This window comes from Mycobacterium sp. 29Ha, assembly GCF_032883055.1.
Lineage (GTDB): Bacteria > Actinomycetota > Actinomycetes > Mycobacteriales > Mycobacteriaceae > Mycobacterium > Mycobacterium gallinarum.
In genome coordinates, this window is sequence record NZ_JAMQTI010000030.1 from 19713 (window position 1) to 40280 (window position 20568).

The 20568-nt window shown below is 67.4% G+C and carries 16 protein-coding genes; 13 read left to right on the top strand and 3 right to left on the bottom strand.

The genetic code is table 11. The features are described 5' to 3' along the window. Positions 1 to 2 precede the first annotated feature (2 nt). The 11 genes from eccA to eccE are packed head-to-tail and all read left to right on the top strand — an operon-like array spanning position 3 to position 14584. Positions 3 to 1820, top strand: a complete 1818-nt coding sequence (gene eccA / locus M1248_RS28520) for a type VII secretion AAA-ATPase EccA (RefSeq protein ID WP_317150434.1) — start codon at positions 3 to 5, stop codon at positions 1818 to 1820. After that, the gene (gene eccB, locus M1248_RS28525) at positions 1817 to 3388 is read left to right on the top strand and encodes a type VII secretion protein EccB (RefSeq protein ID WP_317150435.1); all 1572 of its coding nucleotides are present in this window, start codon (positions 1817 to 1819) and stop codon (positions 3386 to 3388) included. The genes eccA and eccB overlap by 4 nt, the downstream gene beginning before the upstream one ends. Next, the gene (eccCa, locus tag M1248_RS28530) at positions 3385 to 7392 is read left to right on the top strand and encodes a type VII secretion protein EccCa (protein ID WP_317150436.1); all 4008 of its coding nucleotides are present in this window, start codon (positions 3385 to 3387) and stop codon (positions 7390 to 7392) included. Before eccB ends, eccCa begins: the two co-directional genes overlap by 4 nt. After that, a complete protein-coding gene (locus M1248_RS28535) occupies positions 7392 to 7712 on the top strand; it encodes a PE family protein (RefSeq protein ID WP_317150437.1) in 321 nt (106 codons plus the stop codon). Before eccCa ends, M1248_RS28535 begins: the two co-directional genes overlap by 1 nt. A gap of 2 nt (positions 7713 to 7714) precedes the next feature. Then, positions 7715 to 9259, top strand: a complete 1545-nt coding sequence (locus M1248_RS28540; RefSeq protein WP_163733813.1) for a PPE family protein — start codon at positions 7715 to 7717, stop codon at positions 9257 to 9259. 56 nt (positions 9260 to 9315) lie between these two features. Beyond that, on the top strand, positions 9316 to 9609 hold the full coding sequence (locus M1248_RS28545) for a type VII secretion protein EsxS (protein ID WP_083129361.1): 294 nt from the start codon (positions 9316 to 9318) through the stop codon (positions 9607 to 9609). A gap of 35 nt (positions 9610 to 9644) precedes the next feature. Beyond that, positions 9645 to 9935: a WXG100 family type VII secretion target gene (locus tag M1248_RS28550; protein WP_163733816.1), complete on the top strand. Its 291-nt coding sequence runs from the start codon at positions 9645 to 9647 to the stop codon at positions 9933 to 9935. A 6-nt stretch (positions 9936 to 9941) separates the two neighbouring features. Further along, positions 9942 to 10823, top strand: coding sequence for an ESX secretion-associated protein EspG (locus M1248_RS28555; protein ID WP_163733820.1), 882 nt, complete (start codon positions 9942 to 9944; stop codon positions 10821 to 10823). Then, positions 10802 to 12241 (top strand): type VII secretion integral membrane protein EccD, encoded by a 1440-nt coding sequence (gene eccD / locus M1248_RS28560; RefSeq protein WP_286201649.1) that lies wholly within the window; start codon positions 10802 to 10804, stop codon positions 12239 to 12241. Before M1248_RS28555 ends, eccD begins: the two co-directional genes overlap by 22 nt. Positions 12242 to 12260: 19 nt before the next feature. Beyond that, positions 12261 to 13643, top strand: coding sequence for a type VII secretion-associated serine protease mycosin (mycP, locus tag M1248_RS28565; protein WP_317150478.1), 1383 nt, complete (start codon positions 12261 to 12263; stop codon positions 13641 to 13643). Next, positions 13640 to 14584 carry a type VII secretion protein EccE gene (eccE, locus tag M1248_RS28570; RefSeq protein WP_317150438.1) on the top strand — a complete coding sequence of 315 codons (945 nt, stop codon included), beginning with the start codon at positions 13640 to 13642 and terminating at the stop codon, positions 14582 to 14584. Before mycP ends, eccE begins: the two co-directional genes overlap by 4 nt. Here eccE and M1248_RS28575 read toward each other — a convergent pair. Next, positions 14540 to 15745: an alpha/beta hydrolase family protein gene (locus M1248_RS28575; RefSeq protein WP_317150439.1), complete on the bottom strand. Its 1206-nt coding sequence runs from the start codon at positions 15743 to 15745 to the stop codon at positions 14540 to 14542. The genes eccE and M1248_RS28575 overlap by 45 nt on opposite strands. Before the next feature lie 26 nt (positions 15746 to 15771). Here M1248_RS28575 and M1248_RS28580 point away from each other — a divergent pair, with 26 nt between their 5' ends. Next, the gene (locus tag M1248_RS28580) at positions 15772 to 16533 is read left to right on the top strand and encodes a trans-aconitate 2-methyltransferase (RefSeq protein ID WP_317150440.1); all 762 of its coding nucleotides are present in this window, start codon (positions 15772 to 15774) and stop codon (positions 16531 to 16533) included. Between the two features lie 3 nt (positions 16534 to 16536). Here the strand turns inward: M1248_RS28580 and stf0 are convergent, their stop codons facing one another. Then, positions 16537 to 17340 carry a trehalose 2-sulfotransferase gene (gene stf0, locus M1248_RS28585; RefSeq protein ID WP_317150441.1) on the bottom strand — a complete coding sequence of 268 codons (804 nt, stop codon included), beginning with the start codon at positions 17338 to 17340 and terminating at the stop codon, positions 16537 to 16539. Positions 17341 to 17407: 67 nt separating this feature from the next. Next, entirely contained in the window at positions 17408 to 18781 is a 1374-nt protein-coding gene (locus tag M1248_RS28590) for a sulfatase (protein ID WP_317150442.1), read from the bottom strand. A gap of 160 nt (positions 18782 to 18941) precedes the next feature. On the opposite strand from M1248_RS28590, the gene M1248_RS28595 reads away from it, so the two are divergent. Further along, positions 18942 to 20558: an HNH endonuclease signature motif containing protein gene (locus M1248_RS28595; RefSeq protein ID WP_317150443.1), complete on the top strand. Its 1617-nt coding sequence runs from the start codon at positions 18942 to 18944 to the stop codon at positions 20556 to 20558. The last annotated feature ends 10 nt before the right edge of the window (positions 20559 to 20568 follow it).

The window sequence follows — 20568 nt, forward strand, 5'->3', positions numbered from 1 at the left end:
GCGTGCCTCTATCAACGGATTTTGCTGCGACGTCCCGCGTCGACAGCGACGTCGTGAGTCGTTTTGCGACGTGTTGCCGGGCGCTGGGCTTGTCCGTCCACGATCGGCGACGCCCGCCGGATCTCTCGGCGGCTCGCTCCGGGTTTGCCGAACTCACGCGAATCGCTCGTGAGCAGTGTGACGCGTGGACGGGTTTGGCCGCCGCCGGCGATACCAGCGCGCTGGTCATCGAAGCCGTGTGGCGGACGGTGAAGTCCGCTGGTGTGCTGCAGCGCGAGGTCGACCTCGCCGACGGCGATCTGGTTTTCGACTACGACACCGGTCTCTACCTCCAATTCGCGGCCTCGACGCCCGACGATTTCGCGCTGGCGTACGCGGTAACCCTGTGCGACGCCGGCGACTATGCGGCGGCGGACAAACTCGTCGACCCCCTGATCGCCCGACGGCCGAGTTGGCTCGAGGCACGGTGGGTGCGGGTTGCGATGTATTACCGGACCGAGCGATGGTCGGACGTGGTGCGCCTGCTCACCCCCGTCGTCAACGACGCGAAGTTGGACGAGCGATACGCACACGCCGTGCGTATCGCCCTGGGCACGTCGCTCGCGAGGTTGGGCATGTTCGCGCCGGCGCTGTCCTACCTCGAGGACCCCTCCGGGCCCGTCGCGGTCGCGGCCGTCGACGGCGCACTGGCCAGGGCGCTGTCTCTGCGCGCGCAGGGCGAGGACCTCGACGCCGCCGACGTGCTCGCCGAGCTCTACGCCGCCAACCCCGAGAACGAAGAAGTCGAGATGGCGATCTCGGATACCTCGTACGGCATCGTGCCGACGACGGCAGCCAGGATCGAGGCCCGGACCGATCCGTGGGATCCCGAAACCGAGCCCTCCGAAACAGATTTCGTTGATCCCGGCGCGAAGGAGCGCAAGGCCCACCTGCTGATCGAGGCCGAGGCGGAGCTCGCCGATTTCATCGGCCTCGAAGAGGTCAAGTACCAGGTGGCCCGGCTGAAGAGCTCGGTCGCCATGGCGATCCGTCGTCAGGAGCGCGGGCTGACCGTGGCCAACCGCACCAACCACCTGGTTTTCGCGGGACCTCCGGGCACCGGCAAGACGACGATTGCGCGCGTCGTCGCCAAGATCTATTGCGGGCTGGGAATTCTCAAGAAGGAAACCGTGCGCGAGGTGCACCGCGCCGACCTGATCGGCCAGCACATCGGCGAAACCGAGGCGAAGACCAACGGCGTCATCGACAGCGCACTGGACGGCGTGCTGTTCCTCGACGAGGCGTACGCGCTGGTGTCGACCGGCGCGAAGAACGACTTCGGTCTCGTCGCCATCGACACCCTGCTGGCCCGTATGGAGAACGACCGCGAGCGGCTGGTCGTGATCGTCGCGGGATACCGCAAGGACCTCGACGCGTTCCTCGACACCAACGAGGGTCTGCGTTCGCGGTTCACCCGCAGCATCGACTTCCCGTCGTATTCGCCGCATGAACTGGTGGAGATCGCGATGCGCATGGCCGAGAAGCGAGACAGCGTCTTCGAGCCGGCGGCGCTACAACACATGGAGATGCTGTTCGGCCAGCTCGCCTCCGTCACCACCCCCGACGCCAACGGAGTCGAGCGACGCAACCTCGACATCGCCGGTAACGGCCGGTTCGTCCGCAACCTCGTTGAGCGTTCGGAAGAGGAGCGGGAATTCCGCCTCGACCATTCCCAGACAGACGATTTCACCGATGACCAGCTGATGACCATCACCGACCAGGACGTCACGAGATCTGCCGTCCCGCTGCTGCGCGGCCTCGGACTGTCGGTGTCCGAATGAGCGGCCAGGACGGGGGTGGCGACCGCCGCGAGTTCACCTCTCGAACCCCGGTCAACGAGAACCCCGACCGGGTCGCTTACCGGCGCGGATTCGTCACCCGTCATCAGGTCTCGGGCTGGCGATTCATCATGCGGCGCATCGCATCCGGTGTCGCACTGCACGACACCCGGATGCTCGTCGATCCGCTGCGCACCCAGTCGCGCGCAGTCCTCGTCGGCGCACTCGTGCTGATCACCGGTCTCGCCGGCTGCTTCATCTTCTCGCTCATCAGGCCCGGCGGCGTGGCGGGCAACGACGCGATCCTGGCGGACCGCACCACGTCGGCGCTTTACGTCCGCCTCGGTGACCAGTTGCACCCGGTGCTGAACCTGACCTCCGCGCGCCTGATCGCGGGCCGACCCGACAACCCGACCACGGTGAAGACCAGCGAGATCGACCAGTTCGCGCGCGGCAACCTGATCGGCATCCCCGGTGCGCCAGAACGCATGGTGCAGAACACGACCGGCGACGCGGACTGGACGGTCTGCGACGGAGCTTCCGGACCGGCGACCGGCGTTACGCTGATCGCCGCCCCGCTGGCCGACGGCGGCGAACGCGCCGCGGTGCTGCCCAAGAACGAGGTCATTCTGGTCTCCAACGAGTCCGGACCCAAGGCGGGCACATGGCTGCTGTGGGGCGGCCGTCGCAGCACGATCGACCTGAACGATCGCGCGGTCACCGGTGCGCTGGGTCTGGGTTCGGACGCGCCCGCCAGTCGCACCGTCGCTCCGGGACTGTTCAACGCAATTCCGGAGGCTCCCGCGCTGAGTGCGCCCGTCATCGAGGGTGCGGGTGAGCCGACGAGCTATACGCTGCCGACGCCGGCACCGGTCGGTGCGGTCGTCACATCGTTCGGAGCCGACAATGCACTACAGCACTACGCGGTGCTTCGCCAAGGGCTGCAACCGGTTTCGCCGGTGGTCGCCGCGATCCTGCGCAACACGAACTCGTTCGGACTCAACCAGCCGCCACGACTGGGCGCCGACGACATCGCCAAGGCGCCGGTGGCGAGCGGTATCGACAACGACGCGTATCCGAGCGAGCCGGTCACGATCGTCGACGCCACCGACGCACCGCTGACGTGCGCCCAGTGGACACGGCCCGCGGATGCGACCGGGGGAACGCTTCAGCTGCGTTCCGGCGTAACGCTTCCGGTGGCCGACGAACTGCGCACCGTCGCACTGGTCGGAGCCGGATCGGGTACCACGGCGGACCGCGTCGTGCTGACACCGGGCTCAGGCTTCCTGGTGCAGACCGTTGGCCAGGACGGCGGAGGGACGTCGACGCAGCCGGTCGGAGGGGCGATCTTCTGGCTCAGCGACACCGGCGTGCGGTACGGCCTCGACACCGAGAGTGACCAGAAGACGATCGCGGCGCTCGGACTGACCCCGCCGCCGCTACCCATTCCGTGGTCGATGCTGAGCCAGTTCGCGGAGGGCCCGACGTTGTCGCGTGCCGACGCCCTGTTGGCCCACGACGGGCTCGCAGCCGACCCCCGCCCCGCAGTCGTGAGGGAGACCCCATCGTGAGTCGGCTCATCTTCGAAGCGCGTCGCAGGATTGCGCCACCGACGTTGCGCAAGGGCACCATCACGATCGAACCGCCACCGGAACTACCCCGGATGGTGCCGCCGTCGTTGTTGCGGCGGGTGCTGCCCTATCTGATCGTCATTCTCATCATCGGCATGATCGTCGCGCTGGTCGCCACCGGTATGCGGCTGATCTCGCCGACAACGCTGTTCTTCCCGTTCGTCCTGCTGCTGGCCGCGACAGCGCTATACCGCGGCACCGACAACAAGATGCGCACCGAAGAGGTGGACGCCGAGCGCGCCGACTACCTGCGGTACCTGTCGGTGGTCCGTGACAACGTGCGCGCGCACGCGGCCGAACAGCGTGCCGCCCTCGAGTGGTCGCATCCGGATCCCAGGTTGCTCGCCGAGGTGCCTGGCACCCGCCGCCAGTGGGAGCGCGACCCGCACGACAGCGACTTCCTCGTGGTGCGAACGGGTTTGCACGATGCACCGCTGGGCGCCGCGCTGCGGGTCAAGGACAGCGCCGACGAGGTCGACCTCGAACCGGTCTCGCACACCACGTTGCGCGGACTGCTCGACGTGCAGCGCACGGTGCGTGCAGTTCCCGCGGCGATCGATTTGGCCAAGGTCTCGCGGATCTCCGTGCTGGGCGAGCCCGACGAGGTTCGTGGTGCGTTGCGGGCGTGGCTCATGCAGGCGGTCACCTGGCACGACCCCGCCGTCCTCGGTGTCGCCCTGGCGTCTCCGGACGTCGAGAGCGACGACTGGTCGTGGCTGAAGTGGTTGCCGCACAATGACATACCGGGGTCATCGGACGGTGCGGGCCCTGCGCGCTATCTCTGTGACGACGTTACACAACTGCGGTCGCTGCTAGACCCGGTGCTCGACGACCGCGCACCGTTCGGCTCCGACGCGGATTCCAGTGTCAAGCACCTGCTGATCGTCGTCGACGATCCGGAGAACAGCACAGCCGATCCGAACATCCTGGTGCCGCGCGGCGGGTTGTCCGGTGTGACGTTGGTGCAGCGCATCGCCGAACCTCCGCACCGCGAGCAGTACCCCGACCCCGAACGGCCCATCCTGCGCGTCGTGGACGGGAGGCTCGAGCGGTGGCAATCCGGCGGCTGGGCACCGTATGTCGATGCGGCCGATCATCTCGATGTCGCTGAGGCCCGCCACGTCGCGCGACGGCTGTCCCGCTGGGATTCCAATCCCAGCCACGCGCGTACGAGCAATGCCGGGGTGGCGACGTTCTCGACGCTGCTCGGGATTTCGGACGCCGCGGCGCTGGACGTGGCGAGTCTGTGGGCGCCCCGCGCGCGTGCCGACGAGCTGCGGGTGCCCATCGGTGTCACGTCCACCGGCGATCCGCTGGAGTTCGATCTCAAGGACGAAGCAGAGGGGGGCATGGGCCCTCACGGTCTGATGATCGGAATGACCGGCTCCGGTAAGTCGCAGACGCTGATGTCGATCCTGTTGTCGCTGCTGACCACTCACTCCGCGGACCGGCTGATCGTCATCTATGCCGACTTCAAGGGCGAGGCCGGAGCGGACATCTTCCGTGACTTCCCACAGGTCGTCGCCGTCATCTCCAACATGGCCGAGAAGCGTTCGCTGGCCGACCGGTTCGCCGACACGCTGCGCGGTGAGGTGGCGCGCCGCGAACAGTTGCTGATGGAAGCAGGCCGGCGGGTGCAGGGCAGTGCCTTCAGCTCGGTTCTCGAGTACGAGGCTTTCCGTTCTTCGTCGACGGACGGGTCCTACGATCTGCCGCCGATGCCGACGCTGCTCGTCGTCGCCGACGAGTTCTCGCTGATGCTGTCCGACCATCCCGAGTACGCCGATCTCTTCGACTACGTTGCGCGCAAGGGCCGTTCGTTCCGCATCCACATCCTGTTCGCATCGCAGACCCTCGACGTCGGCCGGATCAAGGACATCGACAAGAACACCTCGTACCGCATCGGGCTGAAGGTGGCGAGCCCCGCCGTCAGCCGCCAGATCATCGGCGTCGAGGACGCGTTCCACATCGAGGCGGGGCCGGACCACAAGGGTGAGGGTTACCTGGTGCCGACGCCCGGCGCCATGCCGGTCAAGTTCCGCAGCACCTATGTCGACGGCATCTACGATCCGCCCCGGGTCGAGAAGTCAGTTGTCGTGCAATCGCTTCCGGCACCGCAGCTGTTCACCGCCGGCCACGTAGAGGCGCCCGCGGACACGGTGACGGTCGTCGAACCAGCGGCGCACGAGGACCGTCCGCCGCGCAAGCTCGTCGCCACTATCGGCGACCAGCTCTCGCACTACGGCCCAAAGGCGCCGCGGTTGTGGCTGCCCCCGCTGGACGAGCCGATACCGCTGGACGAGCTGCTCGCCCGTGCGGACGTGTCCGAGCGTGAATGGCGCTGGCCGCTGGGCGAAATCGACCGACCGTTCGCGATGCGGCGTGATCCGCTGATCTTCGACGCGACGTCGGCCGCCGCCAACGTGCTGATTCACGGCGGACCGAGGTCGGGCAAGACGACGGCGCTGCAGACGTTCATCCTGTCGGCCGCCGCGCTGCACTCGCCCCGCGACGTCACGTTCTATTGCCTGGACTACGGCGGCGGTCAGCTGCGCGAGCTGGAGGACCTCGCCCACGTCGGCAGTGTCGCGTCGCCATTGGAACCCGAACGCATCCGGCGCACGTTCGGTGAACTCGAACAGCTGCTGCGGGCCCGCCAGGCTCGCGGTCACGTAGGCAACGGCCGGGAACGCGACGAGTACGGCGAAGTATTTCTGGTCATCGACAACCTGTACGCGTTCAGCCGTGACAACACCGACACGTTCAACACCCGAAACCCGTTGCTGGCCAAAGTCACCGAGCTGGTCAATACGGGTATGTCCTACGGCATCCACGTCGTCATCACCACGCCGAACTGGCTCGAGGTGCCGTTGGCGATGCGCGACGGGCTCGGGCTGCGGCTAGAGCTCAAGCTCGCGGATGCGCGTGACAGCAATGTGCGGATCACCGGTGCGCTGCGCAGGCCCGCCGAAGCCGTGCCCGCCGACCAGCCGGGCCGCGGCCTGACGATGGCGGCCGAGCACTTCCTCGTCGCGGAGCCCTCGCTGCGCGATATCGCGGTCATCAATGCGCGGTATCCGGGTGTCGCGGCGCCGCCGGTGCGGCTGCTGCCGCTGGAGCTGGCCCCGGCCGCGGTGGCGCCGCTGTATCCGGCACCGGAGCGGGTGGTCGTGGGCCAGCGCGAGGAGGATCTGGCCGCGGTGTCATTGAGCTTCTCGGACAATCCGTTGCTCATGGTGTTCGGTGACTCCAAATCGGGCAAGACGACGTTGCTGCGCCATGTGATTCGCACGATCCGCGAGAACTCGACGCCGGACCGCGTGGCGTTCACGGTGGTCGACCGCCGTCTGCACCTCGTCGAGGAACCGTTGTTCCCCGACAACGAGTACACCCCGAACATCGATCGGATCACGCCCGCCATGCTGGGGCTCTCGGCACTCTTGGAAAAGCGTCGACCGCCGGCGGGGCTGAGCCCGCAAGAGTTGAGCAGGTGGTCCTACCAGTCAGGTGCCGATGGCCACACCCATTACCTGATCGTCGACGACGTGGACCAGATCCCGGACGCTCCCGCGGTCAGCGGGCCGTTCGTCGGCCAGCGTCCGTGGACCGGCATCATCGGGTTGCTGTCGCAGGCGAGCGAGCTGGGGCTGCGCGTCATTGTCACTGCGCGAGCGACGGGATCGGCGCACGCGTTGATGACCGCGCCGCTGCTGCGGCGTCTGAACGAGCTACAAGCCGCCATCGTCATGTTGTCCGGTAACCCGCAGGACAGCGGCAAGATCAGGGGCCACCGGTTCCGTAGGTTGCCCGCAGGTCGCGCCATGTTGCTCGACGACGGCGATGCTCCGACGTTCCTGCAGATCGTCAATCCGCTCGCGGACACCGTCCAAGGCAGTACAGGCAGCACCGGAATTAACGGAAACAGAGGAAGGGAGTTCAACTGATGACTCTGAGCGTAGTTCCCGAGGGTCTTGTCGCGGCGAGCGCCGCGGTCGAGGCACTGACCGCCCGACTCGCCGCCGCTCACGCCGCGGCCGCGCCCCTGATCACCGCCGTCCTGCCGCCGGCCGCCGATGCCGTGTCGCTGCAGACCGCGGCGGGGATGAGCGCGCGCGGCGTGCAGCACAACACGATGGCCGCACTCGGCGTCGAGGAACTCGGACGTTCTGGCGTCGGAGTCGGCGAGTCCGGTGCCAGCTATCTCAGCGGTGACGCGATGGCTGCTGTGTCTTATTTGGCGGCCCACGGGCCGCTCGGTAGCTGAACATGACCGCCCCCATCTGGATGGCTCTCCCGCCGGAGGTGCATTCGGCGATGCTCAGCGCAGGCCCTGGTCCGGGTCCGCTGCTGGCAGCCGCGGGGGCTTGGCAGTCGTTGGCGGCCGAATATGCCTCGGCCGCAGCGGAGTTGACCGGCGTGCTGGGCGGGGTTCAGGGCGGCGCCTGGGAGGGCCCCAGCGCCGAGCAGTATGTCGCCGCACACACCCCGTACCTGGCCTGGCTGGCGCAGGCGAGTGCCAACAGCACGGCGACCGCCGTCCAGCACGAGACGGCGGCCGCCGCCTACAGCGTGGCGCTCGCGACGATGCCGACGCTGGCCGAGCTGGCGCTCAACCATGCCGTACACGGGATACTGGTCGGCACGAACTTCCTGGGGATCAACACGATTCCCATCGCTTTGAACGAGGCCGACTACGTGCGGATGTGGATTCAGGCCGCCACGACCATGAGTACGTATCAGGCGGTGTCCGGCGCCGCGGTGGCCGCCGCGCCGACGACCATACCCGCGCCGTTCCTGCTGACTCCCGGTGTCGGAGAAGCGGGTTCGGCGGCAGCGGACGCGCAGCAGTCCGCAGCGATGGTGACGGCCGCCGATTCCGGTGCGGCGCTGAACGTCGCGGACTCCATCTCGGATCTGCTGCAGCAGATCGTCAAGTTCTTCGAGGACTTTTTCGAGTCGATCCTGAACTTCGTGCGCAACTTCTTTCGCGCCATCTTCGACTTCCTGAGCGACTTCCTGAACAACTTCCTCGGGTGGCTCGGCAATCCGTCGTCGGGGGTGCTGCTCTTGTTCATCGCATACCAGGCGATCACCCAGCCGCTCGGATGGACCACCTGGTCGATGATCTTCGCCGCTCCGATATTCCTCCCGATCATGATCGGGCTCATCTACCAGTATCTGAACCCGCCACAAGCGGTTCCCGCGCCCGCGCCTGCCCCCGCGCCCGCGCCGGCCCCCGCACGTGTTCCGGTCGCGCGGGCGGAGAGCCTGCCGCCGATGACATCGGTGGCACCGACTGTGCCCACTGGAACTGCCGCGCCGTCACCGTCGGTCAGCGCCGGGTCCGCGCCCGCGGGCGCCGCGCCGGCACCGGGTGTCGGCGCGGCGCTGCCGTACGTGATTCCCGGTGCAGGCCCGGACGGCGGTGTCTCCCCGACGTTCCGGGACGGTATCGGAGCCAAGGCGCCCGCCTCCGACATCGCGGCATCTGCCGCGGCCGCCGCGGCGGCGTCGTCGCTGGCAAAACGCAAGGCCCGCCGCAAGCGTGCGCGGCCGATCCACCAGCGCCAGTACGCCGACGCGTTCATGGATTACGAACCCGAAGCCGAGGACACGCCGCCGGAACCGCGCTCGCGCATGCGCGCGTCCGAACGCGGCGCTGGGACAGTCGGTTTCACCGGTGCCGCAACGAAGTCGGAGACGGAGCAGGCCACCGGGCTCACTGAGCTCTCCGGCGACTCGTTCGGCGGCGGTCCCACAGAACCCATGTTGCCTGGCGACTGGGACCAAGAGGGGGGAACGCGCAACTGAGCAGACTGTTCGACCGACTCCGCCCACGACAGAGCTAACAATCGAAAGGAAAAGCCATGAGCATGTTGGACGCTCACATCCCGCAGCTGGTCTCGTCGGAGGCCGCGTTCGCCGCCAAGGCTGCGCTGATGCGCAGCACCATGGCCCAGGCCGAGCAGGCGGCGCAGTCGGCGCAGGCCTTCCACATGGGCGAATCGTCCGCTGCGTTCCAGGCTGCGCACGCTCGTTTCATCGAGGTGTCCGCCAAGATCAACTCGCTGCTCGACATCGCGCAGATCAACCTCGGCGACGCCGCAGGCACTTACGTTGCCGAGGACGCCGCAGCGGCCAGCACCTACACCGCCATCTGAGATCTGAACTTCCCGACTGACCAGAGGAGAACCTGATGTCGCAGATCATGTACAACTACCCGGCGATGCTCGGGCACGCGGGCGAGATGGCCGGCTATGCCGGTGCGATGCACGGCGTCGGTGCCGACATCGCCGCCGAGCAGGCGGCGCTGGCGAGCGCGTGGCAGGGCGATACCGGCATGACCTACCAGGCGTGGCAGGCGCAATGGAACACCAGCCTCGAGGAGCTCGTGCGGGCCTACCGCGCGATGGCCGCCACCCACGAGACGAACACCATGTCGATGAGCGCCCGCGACGCGGCCGAAGGCGCCAAGTGGGGTGGCTGAGGTTCGTTGACCGCTAACGCAGTCGAGCTGACCGCGGAGCAGGCCTGGTTTGTCGCTGATGCGTTGGGAGCAGGGAGCTTTCCCTGGGTTCTCGCCATCACGCCGCCCTACAGCGATCACGCGCAGCGCGCGGCGGTCGCGGCCAGGCTCTCCGCGGAGCTGGAGGCACTGGGGGTGATGACCGGGGACGGGGTCATCGATCCCGGTGTTCGGCAATGGGTCACGACGACGTGCCGGCCCCGGCGCTGGATCGACCTCAGATTTGTTCGCGGATCCGGAAACATGCTGCGCGGCCACGTCGCACGTCGCGTTGAGCAGACCGAACAGCACATCGTCGCGCTGCGTGGCGGCGGCCTGATCACGCTGACCGCCCTGGACATCGACCATCCGCAGGCACTGGTGCCCGTCCTGACCGCCGGGCTGTCGGGACGGTCGCCGGCGAAATTCGAGGAGTTCACCATTCCCGCACGGACCGGGGCGCGCGCCGACGAGCAGCTGCGCGACGGCGCCGCGCTCGATGACGTCATCGAGTTCCTCGGCATCCCCGCGACAGCGCGCGCAGTCGTGACGGCGGCGTACGCGCCGGACCGCAGCTATGTGGAGATCGTCGCCGGCGACCACCGTGACGGCCATCGCGTGAGCACGAATGTCGGCGTCAGCGTCGTCGACACCCGAGAGGGGCGTGTCCTCGTCGCCCCGTCGAAAGCCTTCGATGGGGAGTGGATTTCGACCTTCACCCCCGGCACGCCGCTGGCCATCGCCACCGCGATAGAGCGGCTCACTTCCACGCTGCCCGACGGGCAGTGGTTCCCCAACCAGCAGTTGACCCGAGACTTCGACTCGGACCAGAGAACGGAACACCAGCAATGGCGTCAGACAGTCAGTTGATCGGCACCAACTCCTCGGCGGTGATGCCGATCGTTCGCGTCGCCGTGCTCGCCTCGGGCGGCCCAGACTCTGCGGGCGGCGGTCGAGTCACCGACATGGCCCTGCCGACAGAGCTTCCGCTGCGCGAGATCCTGCCCGCGGTAAGGCGAATGGCGGTGGCGACGGATGACGGCGACTCTTCTGACCCTGTGCAGCTTTCGCTCGCCCCGATCGGTGGTGCGCCGTTCAGCCTCGACGCCACACTGAACACCGTCGGCGTGGTCGACGGCGATCTGCTGGCGCTGCAACCGGTACCGGCCGGGCCGCCCGCACCGCGGATCGTGGAGGACATCGGCGACGCCGCGGTCATCTTCTCTGCCGCACGGGAAAAGCCTTGGAGTGCAGGCCATATTCAGCGGGGTGCAACACTGGCCCTGATCGCACTCATCCTGACCGCAACGGTGTTCGCCACCGCGCACCGGCTCTCAGTCGGCGGCTACGCCGGGCTCATCGCGGCGTGCGGCGTCGCGGTGCTCTCCGTGCTCGTCACCATGCTCGCGTGGGGACGCGCGCCGAAACTAGCCACCGCGCTGTCGATCACAGCGCTGGTCCCGATCGCCGCGGCACTCGGGCTTTCCGTACCCGGCGAGACCGGCGCGGCGCAGGTGCTGCTTGCCGCGGCCGGCGTGACGGCGTGGGCGATCGTCAGCATCACCGTCGCAGAGCGCGCTATCGCGGTCTTCACCGCAGTGACCGTGGTGGGTGCCGCCGCCGTCCTCACCGCCGGTGCTGCGACGATCTTGCAGCTGGACGCCGTCGTCATCGCCTCGATCCTGATCGTGCTGGCCCTCGTGGTCACCGTGCAGGCCCCGCAACTCTCCGCGACATGGTCGCGCCTGCCTGCGCCGGTGATCCCCGCGCCGGGCGACCCGACGCCGCCGCCGCCCTCGCTCAAAGTGCTGGAAGACCTCCCGCGTCGGGTGCGCGTGACCGATTCGCACCAAACCGGTTTCGTCGCAGGCGGTGTGGTGCTCGGGACCGTGGGAACCTGGCTGATTGCCGGCCCGACCGGAGTTTCGTATTGGGCGTGGTACGTCGTGGGTGCGGTCGCGCTCGGCGCGGTGTTGCGCGCCCGGGTGTGGGACTCCGCACCGTGCAAGGCGTGGCTGCTCGCCCAGCCGTTCCTGATGGGTTCCCTGTTCCTCGTCTGGTTCGCCGCCGAGGACCGCTATACCGCGGCCTGGTGGACGTTGGCGGCACTGGCCGGTCTGACGGCCGTGTTCGTGTTCGCGGCGCTCGTCCCGCGGGTCGCATCGCCGGACACCTATTCGTTGCCGATGCGCCGTCTGGTCGGCTTCCTCGCCTCCGGTGTCGACGCGTCGCTGATTCCGGTGCTGGCGTATCTGGTTGGACTGTTCGCCTGGGTGCTGAATCGATGAGGCATCGGTGACGTACGCGATGCTGCGTAGCGCGCTTGCGGCCACGACGGCGATGCTGGCCCTCGCGACGGTGAGTTGTCCTGCGGCAGGGGCGATCACGCCGCCCGAACTGGACGCCGGGGCGGCGCCGCCTTCTGGGGCGCCGGGTCCCGTACTGCCGATGGCGCAGCGCAACCCGTGCGTCGCGACCGGTGTGCTGCCGGGCAGCGATCCCGGTGCGGTCAACCAGAACTCATCGATGCTCAACCTCTCCGGGGCGTGGAAGTACAGCCGCGGCGACGGACAACTCGTGGCGGTACTCGACACCGGCGTGCGGCCCGGACCACGCCTGCCGAACGTCGACCCGGGTGGCGACTTCGTGGAAACCACCGACGGTCTGGTGGACTGCGACGGACACGGAACTCTGGTGGCCGGCCTCATCGCCGGACAACCGGGTGACGACGATTTCTCCGGAGTTGCACCCGGGGCACGGATCCTGTCTATCCGGTCGACATCGGCGCGCTACGCACCTCGTGACACCGGGGAGGATCCCCTGACCGCACGGGTGGCGCTCGACGTCGCAACACTCTCACGGGCCGTCGTTCGCGCGGCCGATCTCGGTGCCCGCGTCATCAACATCTCGGCGGTGACGTGCCTGCCCGCCAACAAGACTGTCGAACAGACCGAACTCGGCGCCGCGCTGCGCTACGCCGCGGTCGACAAGGACGCCGTCATCATCGCGGCGGCCGGTAACAACAAGGCCGGATTGAATCCTGGTTCGGCCTGTCCGTCGAATCCGCTGTCGGATCCGGGTCGCCCCGAGGACCCGAGAAACTGGGCAGGCGTGACCGAGATCTCGATCCCGTCGTGGTGGCAGCAGTACGTCCTGTCCGTCGGCTCATTGAATTCGACCGGCACGGCCTCGAATTTCACCATGGCCGGCCCGTGGGTGGGAATCGCGGCGCCGGGTGAGAACATCACTTCGGTCGGAAACGCCGATGGTGGCGGGCTCGCCAACGCGTTGCCCAACGAGCAGGGTGAGCTTTTCCCCCTCAACAGCGCAAGCTTCGCCGCTGCGTATGTCTCCGGCGTTGCGGCATTGGTGCGCAGCCGATTTCCGGAGTTGACCGCCGAGCAGGTGGTCGAACGACTGACGGCGGGCGCGCAGGGGGCGGCTCGCGCGCCGTCCAACCTGACCGGCGCCGGGCTCGTCGATGCCGTCGCGTCGTTGACGTGGGACGTCAGCGCCGCGAGCGACGTCGCCGGTGAACCTCAACCCAAGCCGATAGCCGCCCCGCCGCAGCCGGCACCACCGGAGAACACGCCGCGCACGGTCGCGTTCGTCGGCACCGGTGTGCTGGCGCTGGTCGCCGCCGTCACCGCGGGGGTCGCCGCCCAAAGACGAAAGACGGAGACAAAGTGACCATCCGAATCGCGCTCGCGCTACTTCTCATCGTTCCCGCTGCCATGGCCTACCCGTGGGAGTCCGACACCGACTGGTGGGTTTTCGGTGTCGCCATCGGCGTCACGCTGTTCGCCTTCGCCTGGTGGCGTGGACTGTTCGTGACACAGATGATCGGTCGTGTCTTCGCGATCTGGCGGCGGAACCATTCCAAGCCGAAGCCAACGGCGGCCGGCGAAGCCACCGTTGTATTGCACGTCGACGATCCGGCCGGAATGGGCCTTTCGCTTCCGACGGTGGCCGGGTACGTCGAACGTTTCGGCATCCGTTGCGACAAGGTCCGGGTGACCAACCGCGACGACGGTGGCGTCCGCTCGACCTGGATCAGCATGACGCTGCGCGCCGTCGACAACCTGGCGGCGCTCAGGGCCCGTTCCGGCGACCTCCCCCTGTCGGACACGGCCCAGATCGTCGGTCGCCGACTCGCCGATCACCTCCGCGAGGATGGTCTGCTGGCGGTCATCGTCGACGGTGCGCCGACGCCGCTGACCGGTGGCGGCCGCGAGAAGTGGCGCGGAGTCCGGGACGACGGCGGATTCGTTTCGGCGTATGGAATCCCGGTCGACGACGCCCTCCCCGATCGGCTCGCCGAGTTGTGGTCGCAGCCGACGGAGACTTGGACAGCACTCGAATTCGGTGGCACCTCAGCACAACCCAGGGTGCGAGCACTGTGCGCCATCCGGACCGCTGAACCGGCGCGCGGTACGCCCATGGCCGGTCTCACGGCCCAACCCGGCATTCAGGGACTGTTGCTCACCGCGTTGGCGCCGGGTTCGGCGGAACGCCTCGACATCCCGAGCAGCCCACTGCCTCAGGGACTGCTCGAGCCGGCCGGATGGATGGTGGGCGGCCGTTGGTCAGTCGAACATGAAATCGCGCATGAAGCGGGTCATCCTGCGTAGGTAGTCAGGCTGGCTGACGTGCAGGATGTGGTTGCCGGGGAACCAGTGAAACGCGCAGCGATCCCAGTGCTCCCATAGCATTTCGGCCTGCTCCGGCGGCGCCAGCCGATCACCGAGACCAGTGATGATCAGCCGCCGGTCCTTGGGAACCAGAGGCTCGTAGTTCAGCGGCGACGAGAAACGTGTCGCCGCCTTGGTGAGCTCCGAGTCGGTGTTCGACAGCAGGCTCCGCAGTTGGACGACCTTGTTGGCGGGGAACCATTCGTCGACGGTTTGGTCGGGCGCGACGACAGGAACGTTCGGAATGACCGCCTGGATCCGGTCGTCGACGCTGGCGATCAGCGCAGAGGTATAGCCGCCCAACGACATTCCGGTCAGACCGATGCGGTCGACGCCGGTGAACTCCAGGTAGTCGATGATCGACCTGAAGTCGTGCACGGCCTGTGCCATGGCTTCCGCGAAACCGGAGAAGCCGTTCGCGAAAAAGCCGTAACCGCTGAACGGCGAGCCTTTTTCGGCGCGGCTGCCGTGAAACGGCATGGTGTACAACAGGACGTCGTAGCCGGACCGGTAGAACCACGGCAGCGAGAAGAACAGGCCGTTGAACAGATACGGCGACCCCATGAAGCCGTGAATGACGCACAGTGTCGGGTGGGGTCCGTCGTCGTGGCGCCAGTGTTGGGCATGTACTACGTTGTTGCGCGCGAAGCCTCGGCACTGTTCACGTAACGCCGGATTGACCGCTTCGAAGCTGCTGTCGAAACGGATGTTGTGCACATTGCCCTTGGCGATCCACTCGGCGATCGGGCTGGCTGGGCGTGAGGCGACCCGCGGCACCTCGGTCGGCGTGGGAAAGGACAACGTGGGGTCCTTCGCCGAAGCCAGTTCGGCGTAGAACCGCAATTGATCTTGTTCGGCCCGCGCTCGGCTGCCGCGCAGCCCGCCGACGAGCGTCGGCAGCATTGTCGTCGCGAGCAGCGAGGCGATGGCGGTCCGTAGGGCGATGTCGGCCACTGCGGACGAGTCCACGATGAGTCGTTGGCGCAGTGTGAGATCGCCGCGACGCGGGAGTCCTTGGACGGTTGCGTCAGCCCCGGGGACATCGGGTACGGGGATGGGTGGATCCACCGGGGTGGTGTCCGAAGTGGTCACGTTCCGCATCGTAACCTGAGTGCAAGACTGGCCCCATGTGGAATCCTGACGTTTATCTGACCTATGCCGACCACCGCGGCAGGCCGTTTGTCGACTTGATGTCGCGGGTGGCGGCCGAATCGCCGCGGCGGGTGGTCGACCTTGGATGCGGTCCGGGAAACCTCACCGTCAGCCTGGCGCAACGCTGGCCTGACGCCACGATCGAGGCTTGGGACAGTTCTCCGGAAATGGTGGAGGCGGCGCGTGACCGTGGTGTCGATGCCGACGTGGGCGACGTGGGCGACTGGGTACCGCAATCCGACACCGACGTCGTGCTGACCAATGCGGTGCTGCATTGGGTGCCCGACCACGCTGAGCTGCTGGTCCGATGGGCCGGTCAGCTGTCAGCCGGAGCCTGGATCGCGATGCAGGTTCCTGGCAACTTCGACGCCCCGTCGCACGCGGCCGTGCGCACGCTCGCACGTCGGGACCGGTGGTCAGAGCCGTTGCGGGACTTTCCGTTCCGCGAGGTACAGGTCGATGACGCGGCGGGGTATGCAGCGCTGCTGGCCGACGCTGGTTGTCGGGTCGACGCGTGGGAGACGATCTACGTCCACGAGCTCAGCGGCGAGAACCCGGTGCTGGAGTGGATCACCGGAACAGCGCTGACGCCGGTGAAGAGCCGGCTCGACGAGACGCAGTGGCAGCAGTTCCGCGAGGAGCTGATCCCGATGCTCGACGAGGCCTACCCGATGCGACCTGACGGCACGACATTCTTTCCATTCCGCCGGATATTCGTTGTCGCACAGGTGAAGTGAGCATCAGGTCGGTAGCCCGTCACGCTCCGCGTCGGCGCGGTAGCGGTCCACCCACACGTCGGAGCGTTGGTCGGCCTGGCGCTCCAGCACTGGCGCTGGCGCCAGGCGGCGATCCTGCCCCAGCGCCTCGAGGATGTCGCCGACGATCTGGGTTAGGTTTCGCCACAACACCGGATACGCCACCTCCATTGGTGTGACGCCCTCGTCGTCGAACCAGCCGCGCCAACCCTTGTCCTGCTCCCGCAGCATCGTGACGACATGGGCGATCGCTCCTGCGTGGTACTCGGCGCGGGAGTCGCGTCGTGGATCGGGGCGTCCACGCCAGACGCGAGTCTGGACGGCGCGCCAGAACGAAACAGCCTGGGAGACAACATCGGGACGGTGGACGTACACCAGAACCGGATCACTGCCGACGACTGCGCGAATGGACGCGAGTAGGCCGTCGCCCTCACGGTCCGGCAGGCCCGCCGCGCGTTGCAGCAGAAGCGGCGTCTGATTCCACATCAACTTGCCGCCCCAGATTCCGTTCGGCGTGCGGCCGACAGTTTGGATGTAGTCACGCCAGATCTCCGGCGGTGCGAGATCCGGTTTGCCTTCGTCCAGCGGATCGAGCAGGCGAAGAATCGACTCGTCCTCCGCATCGGCGAACCACTGTCGTGGTTGCGGCGACATGCTTGTGGTGGGCAGGTACTGAAAGAACTCCTGCGGCTCTCCCGCTACACCGGTCGCCCGAAGCGATTCGACCAACAGCGTGCTGCCGCTGCGTTGCGACGCGAGCACCAGGTAGGCCGTTGGATGGACTGACATATGCGCGAGCCTAACTGCATCCGAATTACCTTGCACAGCATGGCTTTAACAATCACCGTGACGAAAACTATTGTCCGGAGATCTGCTCGTCCTCGATGCCGCGTTCGGATGCGATGGCGGAGCGGCTGATCACCGACGGGCCGTGAATTCGCAGATAGGTCTCGGTGTAGCGCTCCGCAATTCGGGTGCCCGCGAAATCCGACGGAATGACGTCGTTCGTCTTCTGGCGCCAATCGTTGAGCAGCAGCGCGAGGTCGTTCGCGATGGCCTCGGCTTTGTCGGACGCGTCGGGCCCGAGCAGGTTGTGCGCCTCGGTGGGATCGTCCTGCAGGTCGTAGAGTTCGCGCGCAGGACGCGGCGACTGGGTCAGCGGCGCAACCGTCTGGCCCGGCGCGCTTTCGGCGATGTCCCACGGCAGATCGAGCAGCGGGCGTGCCGCGTAATTCTCGATGTAGCTGTACTCCTTGGTGCGGACGGCGCGGATCGGATCGAAGGAATCGTGGTACGTCTTGGTCGTGTAGACCTCGGTGCGCGCCGGTGCCGCCTGCCCGTGACGGAGGTTGGCGGCGTGCGAGATGCCTTCGATATCCGCGGGGACGTCGACGCCGAGCAGACCGAGCAGCGTGGGTACCAGGTCGACGCCGCTGAACAGTTCGTCGTAGACCCGCGGCCCGATCGCCTCATCGCGGGGCGGCCGCACGATCATCGCGATTCCCGTGCCCGCGTCGTACAGCGTGGACTTGGCCCGGGGGAGCGCAGGCCCGTGATCGGTCATGAACACCACCCAGGTGCTGCGGTCGAGCCCGGTCTCCTCGAGCTTGTCCAGGAGACGGCCGACCGCGGCGTCGGCAACGGTGATGGAGCCGTAGAACTCCGCGAGGTCCTGCCGGATGTCGGGGGTGTCGGGCAGATAGTCGGGCACGGAGACGCCGCAGGCGTCGGAGGGCTCGTAGCGGTCCCGCGGGTACGGGCGGTGTGTCTCGAAGAAGCCGGCGGTGAGCAGGAACGGCTGCCTGGGTGGGTCGGTGAGCCACTGGGCGGCCTCTTCGACGACGTATTCGCAGTAGGAGTTCGACACGTCGAACTCGTCGAAACCGAGGCGCGGAGGATGCGACGTCTCGTGCTGCATGCCGAATAGCGCTGTGTACCAACCAGCTTCGGACAGCAGGTGGGGGAGCGTGCGGATGCCCGTCCGATACTCCCAGCCGTGGTGAGCGAGGCCGACGAGGCCGTTGCTCTGCGGGTATCGGCCGGTGAAGAGCGAGCCGCGCGAAGGGGAGCAGAGGGGTGCGGTCGCGTGTGCGTGGGTGAGCAGAATGCCTTCGGCGGCGAGTTGGTCGAGCCGAGGACTGGAGACGTCGTCGTGGCCGTAAACGCCGAGATAGCGGCCGAGATCGTGCCAATGCACGATGAGCAGGTTGTCTCGTCTCGGCTCGGTCACGCAGTGTCCTTATCCGTCACGTCGGTCCACGCAACAGGGTGCCGCGCCAGTCCCGCAACCTTTTGACTCATCCCAAGCAACTTATCCCCAATGGCGGTTTTGTCCCCAGGTTGGGTTGTGCTGGTGGTTCGGGGGCGTGGGCGCGGTTAGTGTCGAATGCATGTTCGATCAACTCGTCGAGGCAGCCACCCGCAGCCGGGGTGTCGCGGCGGTCGGGGCGTGGGCCCGGGTCGAGAACGCCGCCTGCGCGCGCCGATTGTTCGCCTGCGCTGATGAACTCGAACGGATGCTGGCCGCCGACGGGTCCGACCATCGCGAGCAGTGGTGTCTGGACAACTGGGGCGCGGTCGCGGCGTCGATCGCCGCCGCGCAGAACGTGTCGCTGGGGGTGGCCTCGCATCAACTGCTGATCGCCGACGCGCTGCGCCAGCGCCTTCCGCGGGTGGGTGAGGTGTTCGCCGCCGGGGCGATCACCTACCGGCTGGTGTCAGCGATCGTGGCCCGCACCCGCCTGATCTGTGATCCGGATGCGATGGCCAAAGTCGACACCGAGATCGCCGCCCAGGTCCAAGACTGGGGATCGCTCTCGGCGCACAAGACCGACACTCAGATCGACTACTGGGTCGACCGGTATGACCCCGCCGCGGTGCGGCGCACCGAATACTCCGCGCGCGGCTGCGGTGTCGATATCCACGACCCCGACGACGGGTCAGGTGTGGCGTTCATCGAGGGCCGGCTCATCGTCACCGACGCCGAAGCGCTCGACCAACGGTTAGACGCGATCGCGCGCACCGTGTGCGAGAACGATCCGCGCACCCTGGACCAACGCCGCGCCGCGGCCCTGGGCGCGTTGGGGCACAAAGCTGACCGGCTGGTGTGTGGATGCGACAACCCCGACTGCGACGCCAGAAACGCCACACCGAGTGCGGTCGTCGTGCACGTCATCGCCCACGAAGACTCACTCACCGATGACACCCCCGCCCAGCTCGACGGGCACGAACCACCGCACCCCGTCGACAAGCCGCTACGCGAGATGACCCTGCGCGAAGCCCTCACCCCCGCACCGTGGACACCGGTCATCGCCGCCACCCCACCGGCGCTGGTCCTGGGCCGCGGCATGCTGCCCGCACCCCTACTCGCCGCGAAGGTCGCGGGCACCGCCAAGCTGGTCCCAATCGTGCATCCCGGCAACAAACCCCCCGAACCGCGCTACCTCCCGTCGGCGGTGCTGGCCACCTTTGTGCGGTGTCGGGATATGACGTGCCGCTTCCCGGGCTGTGATCACCCCGCCTATGGCTGCGACATCGACCACACCATCGCCTACCCGGTCGGCCCGACCCAGGCGTCCAACCTCAAATGCCTATGCCGAAAACACCACCTGCTCAAAACATTCTGGGACTGGCAGGACCAGCAGTTCCCCGACGGCACCGTGCAGTGGACCTCACCGCAGGGCCAGACCTACACCACCTATCCCGGTAGTCGAATCCTGTTCCCCACCCTGTGCCGACCCACCGCACCGGTCACCGTCACGCCCTCGACCGCCACCACCGACCCGGCCGCCCGTGGGCTGGCCATGCCGCGGCGCACCCAGACCCGCCCCCAGAACCGCACCCAAGCCATCACCGACGAACGCCGATCCAACCAGGCCCTCATCCACGCCGAAGCCCTCGAACGGATGCGCAATCATCGGCAGGAGCATCCCGAAAGTGCTTGCGACGAAGGCTATTTCCCCACCCGGCCACGACCCCCAAGCAAGAACGACCCGGCACCATTCTGAGCGCAAGCCT